The sequence below is a fragment of the Actinomadura rubteroloni genome (assembly GCF_002911665.1).
Lineage (GTDB): Bacteria > Actinomycetota > Actinomycetes > Streptosporangiales > Streptosporangiaceae > Spirillospora > Spirillospora rubteroloni.
The window spans coordinates 984,246-1,002,047 of record NZ_MTBP01000001.1; the positions used below are offsets into that span (position 1 = coordinate 984,246).

Consider the following 17,802-nt stretch of genomic DNA (forward strand, 5'->3'; position numbering starts at 1 on the left):
ATGGCTGTTGAATTCCGCGTGTCCGATCACGTGCAGCGCGATTTCCCCGAATTCTCGATCAGGCTCGTCCAAGCGTCGGGCTTGCGCAACCGGGAGGCTTGGCACGAGGTGGAACGGGAGCGAAAGACGCTCATGGACCGTCTCGTTGAAGGAGACTTCGTTCCCTTCGACGAAGGCAATCCCGAGGTAGCGTCCTGGCACGAGGCGTTCCGTCGCTTCGGCACGAATCCGCGGCGGGCACGGCCCAGCCTGGACGCTCTCGGCCGACGTCTCGCCAAGAATGGGGTGCTGCCGGCCATCAACCCGGCCGTCGACGCATACAATATCGTCTCACTGGTATATGGCGTACCAGCAGGCGCCTTCGACCTGCACACCCTGGTGGGATCTGTCGATCTGCGCCCGGCCCGGGAAGGAGATGTTTTCCATCCGCTCGGCCAACCGGGCATCGACGAGAACCCTGGCGAAGGTGAAGTCGTTTACGCGACCGGCGCGCAGGTTCTCACCCGGTGTTGGAACCACCGTGACTGCGATGAAACGAAGGTGACGGAAGATTCGACCGATGTCGTCTTCCTGCTTGAACGGATCAGCGTCCGCGCCGTGCCGGACGACCGTCTCGATCACGCTGCGCGAAAGCTGGTCGATCTCATCAGTCCGCACAGCGACGACGTCGCTACCTCATTCCTTGACGCCGGCAACACCAGGGCGTCCGTCGGAGGTCGCTGATGTGGTTCGACGAGCTGGCTGAAAACTCCACAGACCCGCAATTGGTAAATGATTCCAAGACGCCATCCGGTCCGGTCCACGTAGGGTCACTGCGCGGCGTGCTCATCCATGACGCCGTGTTCCGTGCGCTCCGCGACCGAGGAATTCCGGCGCGCTACACCTTCGGCGTCGATGACTACGACCCACTCGACGAGCTCCCACCCGTCGGCGCCGAGGAGCTGCGCCCCCATCTCGGAAAGCCGCTCTGTGATGTCCCACCACCGGCGGGCTCGCCGTTCGCCGATCTCGCAGAACACCATATCAGCGGATTCTTCGATGTCTTCGCGGAACTGGGTGTGGCGGCGGAGACCTACCGGGTTCGGGACCTTTACCGGAGCGGAACGTTCGACGTCGAGATCGACGCGATCCTGAGGAACAGCAGCACGGTGCGACGCGTCTACCGCGAGGTGGCTGGTGCGCGACGCGATGACGACTGGTTCCCTTTCCAGGTGATCTGTGAGCGGTGCGGACGCGTCGGCACCACCAGGGTTGACGGGTTCACCGGCGACAAGGTCTCGTACCAGTGCGTTCCCGACCTGGTGACGTGGGCGACGGGTTGCGGCAACCGCGGCAAGGTCTCTCCCTTCTCGGGGCGCGGGAAACTACCGTGGAAGCTCGAATGGGTGGCAAAGTGGAACCGTTTCGACATTACGATCGAAGGGGCCGGTAAAGACCACAACACCAAAGGAGGATCCCGCTCGGTCGCCGTCCGGTGCCTGCAGGAAATCTTCGGCAAGGAACCTCCCGTCAATATTCCCTATGAGTTTTTCCTGGTCAAAGGCGCAAAGATGAGCTCATCGCGCGGCGTGGGCGTCTCCGCCCGCAAGATGGCCGATCTCCTCGCGCCGGAACTACTCAGGTTCCTCATGGTTCGTTCGCTTCCTCGTCGTCCGGTGGACTTCGCTCCGGAGTACGAAAAGATCGTGCGGCTTTATGACGACTTCGACAGGGCAAGGGCCCGAGCCGCGAAGCCGAGGGAGCACCCGCAGGAGGCGCGCCTGACCGCGATCGCGGAGGTCAAGGGCACGAGCCCGGTGTACTTCGCACCGCCTTTCGACGTCGTGGTGGGCCTGGTTCAGTTCCCGCACGTCGACCCGGTCGCTTCCGCCACCCGAATGAAAGGCGAACCCCTCACCGAGCTGGAATTGGAGCGGCTGGCCGCACGGCTGGCGTCGGCCCGCTTCTTTCTCGAGCATTTCGCAGCGGAGTCGGACCGGCTCAAAATTCAGCGGGATCTGCCCGCCGCCGTGAGAGACCTCGACGCGGCCCAACGCGTCTTCCTGCGCCAACTGGCCGACGACCTGGGGCGGACGGACTGGAGCCCCGAAGCGGTCCAAACACAGATCTTCGGCACGGCGCGCCTGGTCCCGATCGCCCAGCCTGCCGCGTTCGCTGCAATCTACATTGCGCTCTTCGCCAAAGACCGGGGCCCCAAGGCCGGGAACATCCTGGCGTTCCTCGACCGGGAATGGGTCTGCCAGCGCTTCGCGTCCGTGCCGGACGCCCGACGGTTCGACTTCCTGGCAGCCAGTTCGACGCCGATCGAGGATGTCGAGACGTGGCTCGCCGAGCGTGCGGAACACATCATCGCAGTGTCGGCGCGGGCTGAGTTCATCTGCCGTAGCGCGACCCCGGTTCCAGGTGCGTCCGATTTCGTCCGAGCTTTGGGCGTGCTGGAACTCACCGTGACGACCGTTGACGGCCGGGTTCATCTGCGCCGCTGTGCACTCCAGACGACCGAGGGCTACGGCGCGACGATCGCCCGGGAAAAAGCCGACTTCCTCGAGGCCGCTGGGGACACCGTCAGCTCTTTCGGTGCGCTCACCGGCCACTCGGTGGTGCTGCGCGTCGTCGAGACATGAACCGAGACCTCTCCCGCCCGAGATCTAGCCAGAGGGATCCGGTTCTTCGGCGGCCATGCGAGAGCTGATCACCGCGCGGAGTCCCGTCAGCGCCACCCGCTCGACAGCCTCGGCTTGTTGAAGCTGGCCGGTGGCGCGCAAGTCGAGTGCGAGGCTGTGAGCGGAGCGGAGCGTGTCGGGGTGGTCGGGCCCAAGAGTGCGGGAGCGGCGGGTGTGGGTGTCGCGGTCGAGATCAAGTGCTTCGTGGACTCGGCCGGTGGCGCGCAAGTCGAGTGCGAGGCTGTGAGCGGAGCGGAGCGTGTCGGGGTGGTCTGCTCCGAGGAGGTTCGTCAGGCCGCCGAGAGCTTCCTCGTCGAGCGCGCGCGCCTCGTCGTACGCCTCGCCCACGCGCAAATCCAACGCCAGGTTGTGGATCGAGAACAGAGTGTCCCGGTGGCCGCTGCCCAGCACCCGGCGTCGTTCGGCGACGACGCGTTCGTGGATTCGGCGGACCTCAGCGGCCGCACCGCCTTTCCGGCGGCCGGCCGCGGTGAGGTCCACGGCCAGGTTCTGCAACGCCGTCAGCCCCTCGGGGGACGATCCGCGGCCCGTCTCCTCGTACTCCGCGACCAAGGCCTGGTCGAGGCGGGCCGCCTCGGCGTACTCACCGAGTTGGAACAGGGCATGCGCCAAGTGCGCGGTAGCCGCACGGCGCCACGTCGCATCGTCGCGCCAGTGTTCGAGGGCTCGCTCGGCGATGCCGCGCGCGTTCGAAGCATCGCCGATCGCGACGAGGTACTCGACGGTCCTTAGGGTCAGATGGCGGAAACCGTCATTGTCGTCCTCGCCCGGGCCTAGAGCCAGGAGGTGAGGCAGAAGAACGCTGTAACTGCTCCAGGACCTTGGTGTACGAGGGTCCCCCGGGTCCTGTGCGCCGAGAGACGCTCTCGCCTGGGCGCGAAGCTGTTCCCTGTGGCCGGGGCTCAAAGTCTGTTCGACGAACTGCTGGAACAAGTTGTGGCAGACGAGCATCCGGTCCGTGAGTGTCGCCAGGCCGTTTCCGACCACCGCCTGGACGGCGTCGTCGAATGCCAACGCGTCGGGAACGAGCCGGGTGAGCAGCCCGGCCGGAATGAGCGAGCGTGCAAGGCACGCCATCTGCTCCACAAGCGCTCGCGCTTCCGGCGTGAGCGCCCGAAGCGCGAGCGTCCACGAGCCCGCGAGTGTCCTGGGGTAGTCGTGAATGCGACCGCGGTCGAGGAGGACTTCCGGACGGTCGCCGACCAGTGAAGCGTACTCGTGTGCGCCCAGGGCGGAAGAACGCAGATAGGCCGCCGCCTGCGCGACGGCCAAGGGCAGATCGTGGAGGGTCGCGGCAACGACCCCGGCGTCCTCTGGATCGAGCCGCGCGCCCAGCGGCTCGCCGAGCAATTCGACCGACTCGGTCCGGTCGAACGGCCCGAGTTCGAGCGTTTCGCCGAGCTGCTCCCATCCGGGCTCCACCGAGGTAATGATCACGTCCGCGTCAGCGGCGGCGCGCACGGCTCGTGCCACCGCCGCCGGCGAGCCCGCCCCGTCGAGGACGATCAGCCAGCGGCCTCCAGCGCGGACAGCGGCTGGTAGAAGATCGAAGACTTCCGCACTGGCGGGATCGGGCGACACTCCCGCCGCGCGGACGAGCGCGGCGAGTGCGCCGGGAATCAACTCTGGAACCGTCGCGTCGATCCACCAGACGTGGTCGTAGTCCGCGGCGTAGTGGTGTGCATACGCGATCACGAGCTGGGTCTTTCCGGTTCCAGGCGGCCCTTGGACGACGACCTTGCCCGGCAGCCGCACCCGGAGCGCGGACATTGGCCGTTCCCGGTCGACGGCGTACGGAAGCCGTTCCGGTACGTGCCAGCTGTGGATCCAGCCCGGTCTCTGCGCGGCCTGCGGAACCTTCGGTCCGTTGGCCAGCTCGGGGACGTGCTCGACGAGCTTCTCGACGAAACGGTCGAGTTCGCTGACGATGTTCCGATGTTCCAGTCGTATGCCCTGCCGTGAGACGAGTGCGCGGATACTGGCGGGGAGCTCGTCGCGCCGTGGCCGGGTGACTCCCTCAAGGAGGACCGGGATGACGAGTTTCGACTCGTTGAGGGCGTAAGCGATTTCTTTGCGGACCCAGTCGTCCCGATTGTTCAGTGATGTCCGCTTTGATCCGTCTCCAAGGCGCAACCACCTCTGCCCGATGACGGCGAGCACCACGTCGCAGCGGCGCAGCGCATCCAGCAGTTCTGGTTCGAACGGGCGTCCGAGGGGGAGGCTGTCGCTGGACCGGAATACGGAGTCTTGACCCAGTCTTGCCTGCAGTGTCGCGAAGATCAGCGCCGCCGCGTAGGGCTCGTCCCCGTTCCGGAAGTTAACAAATACTTTCGCCACGTGTCCTAAACTCCCCCGGAAAAACAGTCCTGTTCGGTACGGGAGCCGGGGACCAGGATATCGGAAAAGCGCGAGGCCGCCGATGTGTCGAGCGTACGCTGGCGCCTGTGGCGACGTCTGCGAACTTCGAACGCCTGATGGCCGATTCCGAGGATCTGCGCGAGCAGTTCGAACAGACCAATGACGTGCGCCTGTTGCGCAGAGCGACGGCTCTTGCACTTACCGCTTCCCGCCGGGCGGGCGGCGACCACGAGCAGGGACACGCACTCGCCAACTACGCTGCGAATTTGCATTGGCTGGCTCATGTCACCGGCAGGTCCTCAGCGCTGTTCGCGGTGGAACGGCGCTACAGTGAGGCGTCCCGGCTGCTGCAAGCCGGAACGGACGAGCACAGCAAGGTCCTCGCCAACCTCCTACTGCTCGCCCGGCAACTCTTCGAACGTTCGGGTGACGTCGCCGTCCTGGACGGCGCTCTGGGCGAGGGGCGCGCCGCGCTCGCCATCACCACCGACGGCCAACGCCGCGCGATATTGGCCAGACAGCTGGGCTCCCTCCTGCGGTTCCGTTTCCTCGCCGAATCGGACCCAGATGACCTCGCGGAGGCGTTGCGGCTCCTCGAAGATGCTTACACGTCCAACCGTGATAAGCGGCAAGCCGCGGCGACTGCGAACGCGTTCGCCGCAGCACTCGGCGAGTACTACTCGCTCACGGGAAAAGGATCATTCCTCGACCGAGCCGTCGCCCTGCTGGCCGATGCCTTGGAGAAGCTGGGCGCAAACGATCCCGACCGGGCGATGCTCGCCAATAACCTGGCCAATTCTCTTTCCCAGCGGTTCGAAGCGGCAGGTGATCCGAAAGATCTCGAGGAAGCGATCGCATGGGCACGTGAGGCACTCAGAATCGGCGCCGGGAGCGTGGAAGAGACACGTTACCGGCGAACACTGGGCAGCTACTTGATCCTGAGCTTCCAGAGTCGCGGGGTGATCGGCGAACTGCGGGAGGCCGTCGGTGAGCTCCGCCAGGCGCACCGGCTCGCCGCGACCGGATCGGACGCCCGGGGGATGGCTCTCGGAGCCCTTGCGACCGCGCTGGCCGGCCTAGCCTTCACAGCCGACGACGAGGACGCCGCAGCGGAAAGCCTGGAAGTGGCCAGGCACGCGGTGGCCGAGACCTCGCCGACCTCGACTGTGTACCCGGCCAGAGTCAGCAACCTCTGCATGAGGCTCGGAGAGGAGGCGGAGAAAACCGGACGGGCCGAGCTACTCGACGAGGCGATCCGGCGGCAGGTGGCCCTTCGCCAGGAGCTTCTGGAAGGCCATCGCTGGAGTGCCGACCTCATGCGCGTCCACGCGAATCTGCTCGTTGACCGCAGCAGGCTCGCCGGTCGCGCGGAGGATGCCCGGACCGCGACCGAGATCTGCCGGGCCGCCCTGGCGGAGACGGATTCGGGCGCGGCGCTGAGAGTGCTGCTCATGATGGTGCTCGCGAGGGCCGCGACCCAGTTGTGGCGGCTGGGTACCGCCGAGCCCGATCCACGGCCGGAGTGGGCGACGGTCGTTGAAGTGGCGGAAGCGAAGGGGGGCCGGTCCGGCCTGGACGCCGGCGTTCAGGCGCTTCGGCATGCCGGCGACTTGCGTGACTGGCCGCTCGCGCTGAGGGCCGCCGCGCTCGCCGTCTCAAGCCTTGAAAGCCTGGTCACGGCCCAGCACACGACCTCTGATCGATACGACTGGCTGCGGCATACTGCGGACCTATCGGGACTCGCGCTCGAAGCCGGGTTGGAGATGGATCGGCCCGACCTAGCCGTCGATCTCGCCCACAGGGCGCACGCAATGGTGCTGCGACTCGCCACTCGGGGACGGCAGCCGGCAGATGCTAACGAAGGCTGGCAGGAATACCTCGACACCGTGGCGGATGCCGAGCCGGTGGTCATCATCGCCCCGGGCCGCTGGTCGGGTTACGCCGTCGTCCTGTCGGGCGACGCCATCGCGCCTTTGCCGCTGCCCGCGCTCACGGCGGAGGCTGTCCAGCGCTGGACCGACCGGTATGGCGCGGAGGTCCTCGATCTGACGGCTGGACGAGCCGGCAAGGAGGATCTGCATCCGCTTCTCGTTCAGCTCGGTCAATGGTTGGGCAAGCATGCGATCGAACCGCTCCTCCGGTCCACTCGTCGGACGACGTTCTCGGTGATCGACATGGGACGGCTGGGCGGCCTGCCGCTCAATGCCGCCTGGTGGTTCGATCGCGCGCGGGGCCGCCCCGTCATGATGCACGAGGTGGCGCGCATGCGGACGCTGCCGACGATGAGCCACCACTATGCGATCGATGCTCCCGGCCACACGGGCGCAGTGCGGATGATCTCTCTTGTCGGAAGGCGGACTTCGAGCGGGGACCTGACCGCAACCGAGGCGAAAATCGCCCAAAAATGGACCACCCTCACGGCATTGAATCCGGAGGAAGACGGTGGCCCGTTCCCCGCGGCAGACGTGCTGCACGCCACCGGGCATGCGATCGTCGACAGCGCGGCTCCGGTCCAGGGTCGGATCACGCTTCCCGGTGGGCTCGCCGTGTCGTTCCGAAAGCTGGCCGAGATCCTCGAACGGAAGACGCGGACGGTGCCCTCGCTCGTGCTCTTCACGGCATGCCAGACCGTTCACCGCGACGTCAGGGTCCCGGGCGAACACCTCGGCCTGGCCAGTGTCGCACTCGAATTGGGTGCCCGGACCGTTGTCGGCACCCGCTACCCGATCTCGGATCGGAGCATGTTCGTGTTCGCCACGCGCTTCCTGCGGCACCTGACGGAAGGCGTGCCGCCAGTGCGCGCCTGGCACGAGACGGTGACATGGATGGCCGATGCGTCGGCCTCATCGGTCGGTCGCTGGCTGGAGCACGTCGCCGCCGACATCGGAGAGAACGATCAGGCATTCAACCAACTCCGCGCCTGGGTCGCGGGACGATCCGATGACCAGGCGCCCTTTGCCTCGCCGATCTATTGGGCTGGCATCACCTATGTCGGCGGCTGAAAATCTAAACTGAGTGTGTTCACTCGCTGATCATTGAAGGAGCACGGCGGATGGCCGCGGAAACCCCCGATGCCGACGGCGAACCAAAGCCCGGTGACGTCCGCTTCACCGACCGGGGCGATGTCGAGGTGTTCGACGGTTCGGCGTGGACGCTGTTCCGGGCCCTGCCCGGGGACGATGAAGGGACCCCCTTGCGCAACGACCCTTGAGGTCGGGCTGGACCGCCAGGCGGCAGTTCGTTCGCCATGCGTCTTCGGTTCCGACGCTGCCCGGCGTCTCGGGGGAGGCTGCGCCCCATTTGCCCCCATAAGAGTGGGTTGGCGCTGATCGCTGCGGGGAATGGCGCGTTCATGTTCGGTGAGCACATGCCGCGGCGATACCGTCCGCCGGCCCGCGACGCATCACCGGACGAGCGCCCGCTGCGCTCGGTCCCGGACGACTCCGGCCGAACACCGTGAGACGCTCCAGGGAAGTTCCGCCTGACCAAGGAGGTTGTTCCACCCGTGACCGACGTTCCGGCCTGGCTCGACCGATTCCGCCGTGAGGCGCCGCGGCTGCGCGTGCCCGAAGGGCTGCGTCCGCCGCCGGGCGCGGGACGGGCCGCCGCCGTGCTGATCCTGTTCGGCTCGGGCCCGTCGGGACCGGACGTCCTGCTCACCGAACGCGCCGCCACCCTCACCAAGCACGCCGGCCAGCCCGCCTTCCCCGGCGGGCGCATCGACCCCGGCGACGACGGCCCGGTCGGCGCGGCGCTGCGGGAGGCGCAGGAGGAGGCGGGCGTCGTCCCGGACGGCGTGGACGTCCTGCTCACCCTCCCCGAGCTGTACCTCTCGCACAGCGAGCACCGCGTGACGCCCGTCGCGGCATGGTGGCGCGAGCCGTCGGAGATCGCGCCCGGCCATCCCGGCGAGGTCGCGACCGTGGCGCGCGTGCCGATCGCGGACCTGACGGATCCGGCGAACCGGACGACCGTCCGGCACCCGGCGGGTCTCACGCTCGGCCCCGCGTTCAAGGTCGGCGGCATGGTCGTGTGGGGATTCACCGCCGCGCTGCTGGACCAGGTCCTGGAGGCCGGCGGCTGGAACCGGCCGTGGGACGCCGGTCAGGTCGAAGATCTACCTTCCGTCGTGCTGGACGTGACCCGTCCGTAGCCCTGGACGGCGATGGATCACGTCCCGATGTCGTCCGCTGAGGGGACGTGCGCGGTCACGTGATCCCTATACGGTGAAGCGGTGCTCGGCGACCACCTTCTCGACCTGATCCTCATCGGGCTCCTCGCGCTGTTCGCGGTCTCGGGGTACCGGCAGGGCTTCATCGTGAGCCTGCTGAGCTTCGTCGGCTTCATCGGCGGCGGCGTGGTCGGCGTGCTCATCGCGCCGCCGATCGCCGAGGCGACCGTCAGCGGCAGCGCGCAGCAGGCGCTGCTCGCCATCGTCGTGGCGTTCCTCGCGGCGACGCTCGGGCAGCTCATCGCGTCGTCGCTCGGCGCCGTCCTGCGCAACCGGGTGACGGGGGTGAACGCGCGCGCGGTGGACGCGGCCGGCGGCGCGATCGTCAGCTCCCTGTCCCTGCTGATCGTGGCGTGGTTCTTCGGGACGCTGATGTTCAACTCCGAGTTCACGCCCGTCCGGCGGCAGGTGAAGACGTCCTCGATCCTCGGCGGCATCAACACGATCATGCCGTCGCAGGCCGAGGGCTGGTTCGGCTCGTTCAAGCAGTTCGTGTGGAGCAGCGAGTTCCCGCAGGTCTTCAACGGGCTCGGCGGCGAGTCGGTCGCCGAGGTGCCGCCGCCGGACGACGCGATCCTCAACACCGAGGCGCTGCAGGCCGCCAAGCGCAGCATCGTCAAGGTCGTCAGCACGGCGCCGGAGTGCCAGCGCCGCATCGAGGGCACCGGCTTCGTGTTCGCGCCGGGGAAGGTCATGACGAACGCGCACGTGGTGGCGGGTGCGCGCGGATCCTCGACGATCGCGGCCCTGGACGGTTCCCGGGTGCGCGGACGCGTCGTCCTCTACGACCCCAAACGGGACGTGGCCGTACTGAACGTCCCGGGCCTCAAGGCGCCCGCGCTGAAGTTCGCCGGGACGGCCCGCGTCCGCGACGACGCCATCATCGCCGGCTTCCCCAAGAACCACCCCTTCACCGCGGGCGCGGCCCGCATCCGCGCCCGCCAGATCGCCCGCGGCCCGGACATTTACCACGCGGGACAGGTGAAGCGCGAGATCTACGCGATCCGCGGCACCGTGGAACCGGGCAACTCCGGTGGCCCCCTCCTCTCGTCCGACGGCCGCGTCTTCGGCGTGATCTTCGCCGCCGCCCTCGACACCCCCTCCACCGGCTACGCCCTCACCGCCGCCGAAGTGACCCCCGACGCCGACGCCGCCCGAACCGCCACAAGCGCCGTCTCAACCGGCCAGTGCTCCGACTGACCCCTCCGCGTGCTGCGCCTGCCTGACGTCGCGCGCACTCCGGGTCGCTGTCACGTGCCGGTCCGCGCGAGCAGCACGACCGACGCGGGATGCGGCATGGCCCGACCGTCGCGTGTCGCCCGACCGTGACGTGCCCGACCGCGAGCGTGCCCGAACGCAAGTGCGGCCGGGCGTGAGGGCGCCCGGACGTGAGCGTGCCCGGACGTGAGTGCGGCCGGGTGTGCGGGTGTCCAGGTGTGAGGGTCTCCGGGCGTAAAAGTGCCCGGGCGTGAGCGCGCCCGACCGTGAGGGTGCCCGGGCGTGAGCGCGACCGGGCGTGAGTGCGGCCGAGCGTGAGCGCGACTGGAGCGTGAGTGCGGCCGGGCATGCGCGTGCCCAGGCATGCGCGTGCCCAGGCATGAGCGTGGCCGAACGTGAGTGTGGCCGGACGGTCAGTGGGTCAGGTGGATCGCGATCGGCGTGTCCGGGGTCAGCTCCGTGTCGGGGCGGGACAGGAGTGCCCGGGTCGTCCGGACGATGCCCGCCGTGTCGATGCCGTGCGGCGCGTCCGCCGTCCGAGCCTCCAAGGACTCCGCCGCGCGGGAGAGGAGCGCGCGGGCGCCGCGCGGGTTGCCGCGCCGCACATGCGTGACGCCGACCGCGATCTGCGCGAGGGCGCGCCAGAGTTCGCGTTCGTCCGGTGGCGCGGCCTTCCAGACGGCTTCGAGCACTTCGTGCGCGTGGAACGGACGGTCCTCGTCCAGAAGGCGTTGCGCCAGGGCCAGGCCGCACGCCGGGTCGGGGTCGAGGTCGTCCGGCATCGTCGGGACGCCGGTCGCGCCGTGCGGCAGCGGACGGCCGTAAGCATCGCGCGGACGGGCGTTGCGCGCGCGTCCCTCGGTATCGCGGTCCCGCATTCAGCGCTCCGGTTCGGGGTCGGCGAGCCAGCCGAGCAGGTGCGCGTCGAACGTCTCGGGCCGCTCCTGGTGCGGGAAGTGCCCGGCGCCGTCGATCAGCTTCCAGCGGTAGGGCGCGGTGACGTAGCGCCCCGATCCCTGCGCGGTCGAGGACAGTGTGCAGCGGTCCAGCGCGCCATGAAGTTGCAGCGTCGGGACTTGGATCTGGGCGCGCATCCTGCGGGCGTAGCGAAGACCGTCCGGACGGGTCAGCGACCGAACGAGCCACCGGTGATACTCCAGCGCACAGTGCGCCACCCCCGGAATCTGGAATGCCTGACGGGCCAGCGACTCCGTGCGCTCGTCCGGGAACCCCGGCCCCGACCAGTCGCGCAGCAGCCGGCCGACGAGCGCGGCGTCGTCGCGGACGAGCCGCTTCTCCGGCAGCATCGGCACCTGGAACGCGGCCGTGTGCCGCGCCGCCCACGCCTGCCCGCGCGGATCGGTCAGGACGGCCCGGCGCAGCCGCAGGGGATGCGGCGCCCCGACCACCGCGAGCCGGTTCACGGTCTTCGGGTGCTGGACGGCCATCGTCCAGCCGAGCAAGCCGCCCCAGTCGTGCCCGACGACGCACGCGTTCGCCTCGCCGAGCGCCCGGACGAGCCCCGCCGCGTCGGCCGCGAGCGTCACGAGGTCGTACCCGCGCGGCGGTTTGTCGCTGCCGCCGTAGCCGCGCAGGTCGACGGCCGCCGCCCGGTACCCGGCCGCGGCGAGTGACGCGACCTGGTGGTGCCAGGACCACCAGAACTGCGGGAATCCGTGCAGAAGGAGGACGAGCGGTCCCTCACCGGCCACGACGACATGGAACCGGGTGCCGCCCGCGCTGACCATCCGGTGCGTCCATGGGCCGTCGATCTCGACGATCGACGCGTCGTGCCCGGCCATCGGTCACTCCGTCGGCGCTGGTGTGTCCGGCTCCCCGCGGTGGCGGAGCATGGAAAGGTCGGCCCGGAGCGTCCGCCGGGTGCGCCGGGCGCCGTCGATCTTCCTGATGCGCAGGTACCCGATCGCGATGAGCCCGGCCGCGAGCAGCAGGTACAGCCCCGCGACGATCAGGAACGCCGCCCAGTGCCAGATCCCGAGCGCCACCAGCCCGTAGGCGAGGGCGATCGACAGCAGGATCACGATGAGCCCGCCGATCAGCCCGGCGACGGCGAACATGACGCTGCCGAGCGCCGCCTTCTTGGCGTCGTTCTTGATCTCCAGCTTGGCCAGCTCCATCTCGGCCCGGACCAGGCCGGAGATGTTGCTGGACGCGAGCGCGACGAGGTCGCCGAGGGACTTGTCCTCGATGCGCTCGCCCGGAAGTGCCTCGGACATATCGCTCTCTCCTTCCACGGCCCCGGCGGGCGGGGCCGCTCCCAGCCTGTCAGCCGGGCGCGTCGTCCGGCCACCGGCGACACGGGTTCAGGCGACGGGACCGTCCGGCGCGGGACCCGCCCGCCGACGTGCCCGCAGCCGGAAGACGACGGCGGCCGTCACCGAGGCGATGAGACTCGCGATCAGGACGGACGTCGTCACGTGCGTGAACCGTGCCGCGTCCCCGTACGCCAGGCCGCCGATCAGCAGGGAGACGGTGAACCCGACGCCCGCGAGAACGGCGACTCCCGCGAGATCGCCCCAGTGCAGATCCTCCCCGAACGTCGCGAGGCGCAGCCGTACCGCCGCCCACGCGCCGCCGAGGACGCCCACGAACTTACCGATCACGAGCGCCGCGATCACCCCCAGGGCCACACGGTCCTCGAAGACCGCGCGCAGCGCGGGCGCATCGAGCGTCACACCGGCGGACAAGAACGCGAACACGGGCACGCAGACCCCCGCCGACAGCGGCCGGAGAATGTGGTCGGCGCGTTCGGCGTTGGTGGGACGTTCGTCCGGGGTCTCGCGGCACGACGTCAGCATCCCGAGCGCGACGCCCGCGACGGTGGCATGAACGCCGCTGCGCAGGACGAAATACCAGGCCAGTACCGCGAGCGGCGCGTACACCAGCGGCGACCGGACCCCTCTGGTCTGGAGGACCGCGTACGCGACGAGGCATACGACGCCCAGCAGCAGCGGTCCCGGACGCAGCCGCTCGGTATAGAAGACGGCGATGATCGTGATGGCGATGAGGTCGTCCACGACCGCGAGCGTCAGCAGGAACGCGCGCAGGGCGGACGGCGCGCCGGGGAACGCCACCGCCAGGACGGCCAGCGCGAACGCGATGTCGGTCGCGGTCGGGATCGCCCAGCCGCGTGACGCGCCGCTCGTCCCGGCCGTCACCAACAGATAGATCAGCGCCGGGAGCGCGACGCCCGCCACCGCCGCGAAGACCGGCAGCGCCGCGTCCCTGGGGTTGCGCAGCTCGCCGTGCGTCAGCTCCTCCCGCAGTTCCAGGCCGGCGATGAAGAAGAACAGGGCGAGAAGGGCGTCCGACGCCCAGTGCTCCAGCGTCATATGGGCGAGGCCGAGCGCGTCCGGGCCGAACTCCGCCGAGCGGAGATGCTCGTACGCCGTCGACAGCGGCGTGTTGACCAGCACCAGCGCCGCGAGCGCCGCGACCAGCATGACGATCCCGCCGACCGTCTCGGTGCGCAGCGCCTCGGCGACGTTGCGTCGGTAGCGGAGGCCGATGAATCGGCGTGCCGACATGGGTCTCCCACGGATCGGACGACAAGGGACCCCGGCGGGCCCACAGGCTCACGCCGACGCCGACCAGACTTCCCGGCACACCTGTCATCACCGTACCCTCAACGCCCCGAAACCTCACATTCCTCACCTCCTCTCGCAGCTCGCGACGGACTTTCACGCCTCACGCCAGGCTCCGCGCCTCAGCCCGAGCTCCGCGCTTCACGCCGTGCTCCGCGCTTCCACGCCTCACGATGGGCTCCGCGCCTCACGATGGGCTCCGAGGCTCGCCACCGGCTCCGCTGTTCCCGACAGGCTTCGGCAGGTCGCCACGGGCTCCGCTGTTCACGATGACCGCGCCTCACGACGGGCTCTGCGGCGCGCCACGGGTTCCGCTGTTCACGACGGGCTTCGGCAGGACGTCACGGGCTCCACGGGTCACCACGGGACGCCGAGGGACGAGGCCAAGCCGGCGATCGACGGAACGATCCCCAGGAGTACGAAGGCCGGGAGGAAGCAGGCGCCGAGCGGCGCGAGCACATGGACCCCGGCGGCGCGCGCCCGCTTCACCGCCTCCACATGCGCCTCGGCGCGGCGGTCACGGGCCAGCCGGGTCAAAGACGGCGCCAGCGTCGCGCCGCTCCCGGCCGCCCGTGCGACGGTTCTCGCCAGCGGCGCGAGCACGGGATCCGCCGCCAGCGCGCCCCACGCGTCCACCGGATCGGCGCCGAGCCGGATACGTGCCGCCACGCCGTCGAGCTCGTCGCCGAGCGGGCCGGGCAGGGCGGTGGCGACGGCGCGCACGGCCTCCTCCCAGGACGTCCCGCCGCGCAGGCAGGCGGCCAGCAGATCGACGGCGATCGGCAGATCCGCGACGAGCCGCGCCCGCCGTCGCCGTTCATCGGCCGAGCCGAGCCGCCGGAACATCCGCGCCACGGCGAATGCGACACCGAGCCCGGCGAACAAGCCCGTCACACCGCCCACGACCAGCGCGACGGTCACCCCGCCGAGCACAACGGCCCCACGCCGCAACGCTCGCTCACGGCGCTCGTCCACCGGACGCGCGACCTCCACCCGTCGAGTCGCTCGCCGAACACACCGCTCAGCGGCCCCGACACCGCGCGGCAGCAAGTACCCGCACACGGCGAAGCACGCCACGGCGATCCCTGTGGCGATCACGTCCTCACCTCCGCACTCGATTCCGGCCCACCAGATCAACGGCCCGAGACCGTCTCTGGGCGGATTTCATCGGACTTCCTCCGCCCCTCGCGCGAGCCGCCGTGTCCACCACAGGCCCGCCGCATCGAGGGACACACCGAGGACCAGGCACGCTCCGCCTGGGAGCGAACCGAAGAGGAAGCCGAGCGGGTCGGCGCCCATTCCGGCTGCCATGGCCAGGCCGAGCAGCGGCAGAGCCGCGAGCAAACGCGCGGTGGCGCGCGGCCCCGCCAACTGGGTGGCGACCTCCCGCCGTTGCGCCAGCTCGTCCCGCAGCGCCTTCGCGAGCCCGTCGAGGACTGAGCCGAGCGTTCCGCCGCGCTCCGCACCGATCCGCCAGCACGCCGCCAGGAGCCGCAGCCCCTCCGCGCCGGGCGACGCCGCGACGCGTTCCAGTCGAGCGAAGGGCGGGTCGGAGCCGGACGTCGGCAACCGCCGGGCGACGCACGGGTCGAGTCCGGCGACGGCTGCGGCGTACGCGTCGCCGGGGGTCCGCCCGACCGTGAGTTCGGCGGCCATCGCGTCGCACAGTTCGATGACGGCGGCGCGCCACCGTTCGGGTTCGCGGCGACGGTCACGAACGGCGGCGACCCGCGCCCGCGCGGCCTCGGCGAACTCGCCGAAACCCGGCTCGTGACCCAAGGTCCGTGCGAGCCGCAGGACGGCCGGTCGAGGCCCCAACAACGTCCAGGCTGCTGCCGCCATGCAGATCATCACCAGCACGATCACGGTTTGCTCCTTCAAGTTGCGTCGATGGACGAGCCGGACGGTCTGCCCGTCCGGACGCCCCCCCGTTCCGGACGATGGATCGTCCGTCGCTGGACGCGACCCCCACGGGCCGTTAGGTACGCGCGTCGCCGCAGACCTGGGCGAGCGACGTCACGGTTGATGGTTCGTGTTCGTCCATCGGTGGCAGCGCTGAACAACGGACAGCCCGCATCCCCATGCCGAAGACCGCCGACGGCGAAGCCCGCTTCGATCCGAAGCTGAGTTCGTGGACCCTCCGGGCGTGGAACCGTGCGGTGACCACCCCCGACCGTCCGTGGGATCTCGGCTTCTCGCCCCGGTACGGCCCTGACGATTCGCCGACGGGCCGAGATCGCAACGGCCTCCCGGATGCCGGGGTCGGTGTGCGGTCTTTGCGAGTGGACGGGAGTCATGACGGCTCTCTCCCGGGTGTCCAGCGGTGGTCGAGACGGGTGGCCAGTGCTTGGGCGCCGTCGCCCGCGATCACCGCTCCGGACGCCGTGAAGGAGACCGTCGGGAGCACGCCGACCAGGCCGTCGGGTGCGCGGTCGAGCAGACAGATCTCGGCGACGCGGCGTGCTCCGCCGTCCGGCCCCCGGACCAGGTGGACGATCACGTCGAGTGCGGCGGCGAGCTGGCTGTGCACCGCCTCGCGGCTGAGCCCCGCCGCGCACGCCAGCGCTTCCAGCCGTGCGGGCACGTCGGCGGCGGCGTTCGCGTGCAACGTGCCGCAGCCACCCTCGTGGCCCGTGTTCAAGGCGTTGAGCAGGTCCGAGACCTCGACACCGCGCACCTCGCCCACCACCAGACGATCCGGACGCATCCGCAGCGCTTGGCGGACGAGATCGCGCAGGGTGACGCCGCCCGCGCCTTCGATATTCGGTGGCCGTGCCTCCAAGCGCACGACGTGCGGATGGTCGGGGCTCAGCTCGGCGGAGTCCTCGACGAGCACCATCCGTTCGCCCGGATCGACGCGCCCGAGGAGGCAGCTCAGCAGCGTCGTCTTGCCGGTGCCCGTGCCGCCGGTGATCAAGAAGGCGACCCGCGCGTCGATCAGCGCGGCGAGCAGGGCCGCGCCCTCCGGCGGGACGGTCCCGGCCGCGGCCAACTCGTCCAGCGTGAACGCGTGGCGGCGCGGAAGCCGCAGCGACAGGCACGTGCCGCCCGCCGCGACCGGAGGCAGGACGGCGTGGAGCCGAACGCCGCCGGGCAGCCGCGCGTCCGCGCAGGGCGCCGCGTCGTCCAGGCGGCGGCCGGCCGTGGCGGTGAGCCGCTGCGCGAGCCGACGGACGCTCGCTTCGTCCGGGAAGCGCACGCCCGTCCGGGTGAGGCCGTTGCCCGCGTCGATCCACACCTCGTTCGGCCCGTTGACGAGGACGTCCGTCACGCCGGGCCGCCGCAGCAACGGTTCGAGCGGTCCGGCCCCGACGAAGTCGGCGTGCAACGTATCGGTGAGGGCGAGCACCTCGCTGTCCCCGAGCAGCCGGTCCTCGGCGCGCACGGCGGCCGCGACGCGTCCCGCCGTCGGCTCGTCCCCGGTGTCCGCGAGCCGCCCCCGGACGGCCTCCGACAATCTCCTCACGACATCTCCCTCGTTTCGACCCGCACGCTCGCGCCTGGCCCCTTCGTCCGCCCGGGGGCCTGTCTGGACGTTCTTGATTGCGTTCGGTGCATTCGGCAATGAATGCCTGGTCTGTGTGTCTGCGCGTTCGAGTAGGGCTTTCGTGCTCGCAGGCCGTGCCATCTCGTGCGCAGGTTCGTGATCACCAACGCCCATTGCGCTGACAGCTCACCTGTCAACCGCATGGCCGTCATGGCGGGC

General features: G+C 69.8%; 14 protein-coding genes. 6 read left to right on the forward strand and 8 right to left on the reverse strand.

The window, feature by feature from the left end:
- Positions 1-723 carry a B3/B4 domain-containing protein gene (locus BTM25_RS04315; RefSeq protein WP_103561436.1) on the forward strand — a complete coding sequence of 241 codons (723 nt, stop codon included), beginning with the start codon at positions 1-3 and terminating at the stop codon, positions 721-723.
- Positions 723-2,624, forward strand: coding sequence for a lysine--tRNA ligase (gene lysS / locus BTM25_RS04320; RefSeq protein WP_103561437.1), 1,902 nt, complete (start codon positions 723-725; stop codon positions 2,622-2,624). Before BTM25_RS04315 ends, lysS begins: the two co-directional genes overlap by 1 nt.
- 24 nt (positions 2,625-2,648) lie before the next feature.
- Here the strand turns inward: lysS and fxsT are convergent, their stop codons facing one another.
- Entirely contained in the window at positions 2,649-5,021 is a 2,373-nt protein-coding gene (fxsT, locus tag BTM25_RS04325) for an FxSxx-COOH system tetratricopeptide repeat protein (protein WP_168211998.1), read from the reverse strand.
- A 107-nt stretch (positions 5,022-5,128) separates the two neighbouring features.
- On the opposite strand from fxsT, the gene BTM25_RS04335 reads away from it, so the two are divergent.
- From BTM25_RS04335 to BTM25_RS04345, 4 genes are all read left to right on the forward strand, one after another.
- Positions 5,129-8,044 (forward strand): CHAT domain-containing protein, encoded by a 2,916-nt coding sequence (locus tag BTM25_RS04335; protein WP_103561438.1) that lies wholly within the window; start codon positions 5,129-5,131, stop codon positions 8,042-8,044.
- Between the two features lie 50 nt (positions 8,045-8,094).
- Positions 8,095-8,253 (forward strand): hypothetical protein, encoded by a 159-nt coding sequence (locus BTM25_RS29465; protein WP_168211999.1) that lies wholly within the window; start codon positions 8,095-8,097, stop codon positions 8,251-8,253.
- A gap of 294 nt (positions 8,254-8,547) precedes the next feature.
- On the forward strand, positions 8,548-9,195 hold the full coding sequence (locus BTM25_RS04340; RefSeq protein ID WP_205647957.1) for an NUDIX hydrolase: 648 nt from the start codon (positions 8,548-8,550) through the stop codon (positions 9,193-9,195).
- A gap of 81 nt (positions 9,196-9,276) precedes the next feature.
- Positions 9,277-10,473 carry a MarP family serine protease gene (locus BTM25_RS04345; RefSeq protein WP_103561439.1) on the forward strand — a complete coding sequence of 399 codons (1,197 nt, stop codon included), beginning with the start codon at positions 9,277-9,279 and terminating at the stop codon, positions 10,471-10,473.
- A gap of 431 nt (positions 10,474-10,904) precedes the next feature.
- Here BTM25_RS04345 and BTM25_RS04350 read toward each other — a convergent pair whose 3' ends face one another.
- The 7 genes from BTM25_RS04350 to BTM25_RS04380 all read right to left on the reverse strand — a co-directional run bounded on the left by BTM25_RS04350 (position 10,905) and on the right by BTM25_RS04380 (position 17,562).
- Complete coding sequence (locus BTM25_RS04350) at positions 10,905-11,369, reverse strand: DUF309 domain-containing protein (protein WP_103561440.1); 465 nt, start codon at positions 11,367-11,369, stop codon at positions 10,905-10,907.
- Positions 11,370-12,293, reverse strand: coding sequence for an alpha/beta fold hydrolase (locus BTM25_RS04355; protein ID WP_103561441.1), 924 nt, complete (start codon positions 12,291-12,293; stop codon positions 11,370-11,372). It abuts the gene before it with no gap.
- 3 nt (positions 12,294-12,296) lie between these two features.
- Positions 12,297-12,728, reverse strand: coding sequence for a phage holin family protein (locus tag BTM25_RS04360; protein WP_103561442.1), 432 nt, complete (start codon positions 12,726-12,728; stop codon positions 12,297-12,299).
- 87 nt (positions 12,729-12,815) lie between these two features.
- Positions 12,816-14,039, reverse strand: coding sequence for a Na+/H+ antiporter NhaA (gene nhaA, locus BTM25_RS04365; RefSeq protein WP_103561443.1), 1,224 nt, complete (start codon positions 14,037-14,039; stop codon positions 12,816-12,818).
- A gap of 414 nt (positions 14,040-14,453) precedes the next feature.
- The gene (locus BTM25_RS04370) at positions 14,454-15,017 is read right to left on the reverse strand and encodes a type II secretion system F family protein (RefSeq protein WP_235828222.1); all 564 of its coding nucleotides are present in this window, start codon (positions 15,015-15,017) and stop codon (positions 14,454-14,456) included.
- 243 nt (positions 15,018-15,260) lie between these two features.
- Positions 15,261-15,962, reverse strand: a complete 702-nt coding sequence (locus BTM25_RS04375) for a type II secretion system F family protein (RefSeq protein ID WP_235828224.1) — start codon at positions 15,960-15,962, stop codon at positions 15,261-15,263.
- 427 nt (positions 15,963-16,389) lie between these two features.
- The gene (locus tag BTM25_RS04380) at positions 16,390-17,562 is read right to left on the reverse strand and encodes a TadA family conjugal transfer-associated ATPase (protein ID WP_205647958.1); all 1,173 of its coding nucleotides are present in this window, start codon (positions 17,560-17,562) and stop codon (positions 16,390-16,392) included.
- Positions 17,563-17,802 lie beyond the last annotated feature (240 nt).

What these genes read in the sequence shown, in the direction of transcription:
- BTM25_RS04315 (WP_103561436.1), top strand. Translation starts at nt 1, where the DNA reads ATGGCTGTTGAATTCCGCGTGTCCGATCACGTGCAGCGCGATTTCCCC.
- lysS (WP_103561437.1), top strand. Translation starts at nt 723, where the DNA reads ATGTGGTTCGACGAGCTGGCTGAAAACTCCACAGACCCGCAATTGGTA.
- BTM25_RS29465 (WP_168211999.1), top strand. Translation starts at nt 8,095, where the DNA reads ATGGCCGCGGAAACCCCCGATGCCGACGGCGAACCAAAGCCCGGTGAC.
- BTM25_RS04350 (WP_103561440.1), bottom strand. Translation starts at nt 11,369, where the DNA reads ATGCGGGACCGCGATACCGAGGGACGCGCGCGCAACGCCCGTCCGCGC.
- BTM25_RS04355 (WP_103561441.1), bottom strand. Translation starts at nt 12,293, where the DNA reads ATGGCCGGGCACGACGCGTCGATCGTCGAGATCGACGGCCCATGGACG.
- BTM25_RS04360 (WP_103561442.1), bottom strand. Translation starts at nt 12,728, where the DNA reads ATGTCCGAGGCACTTCCGGGCGAGCGCATCGAGGACAAGTCCCTCGGC.
- nhaA (WP_103561443.1), bottom strand. Translation starts at nt 14,039, where the DNA reads ATGTCGGCACGCCGATTCATCGGCCTCCGCTACCGACGCAACGTCGCC.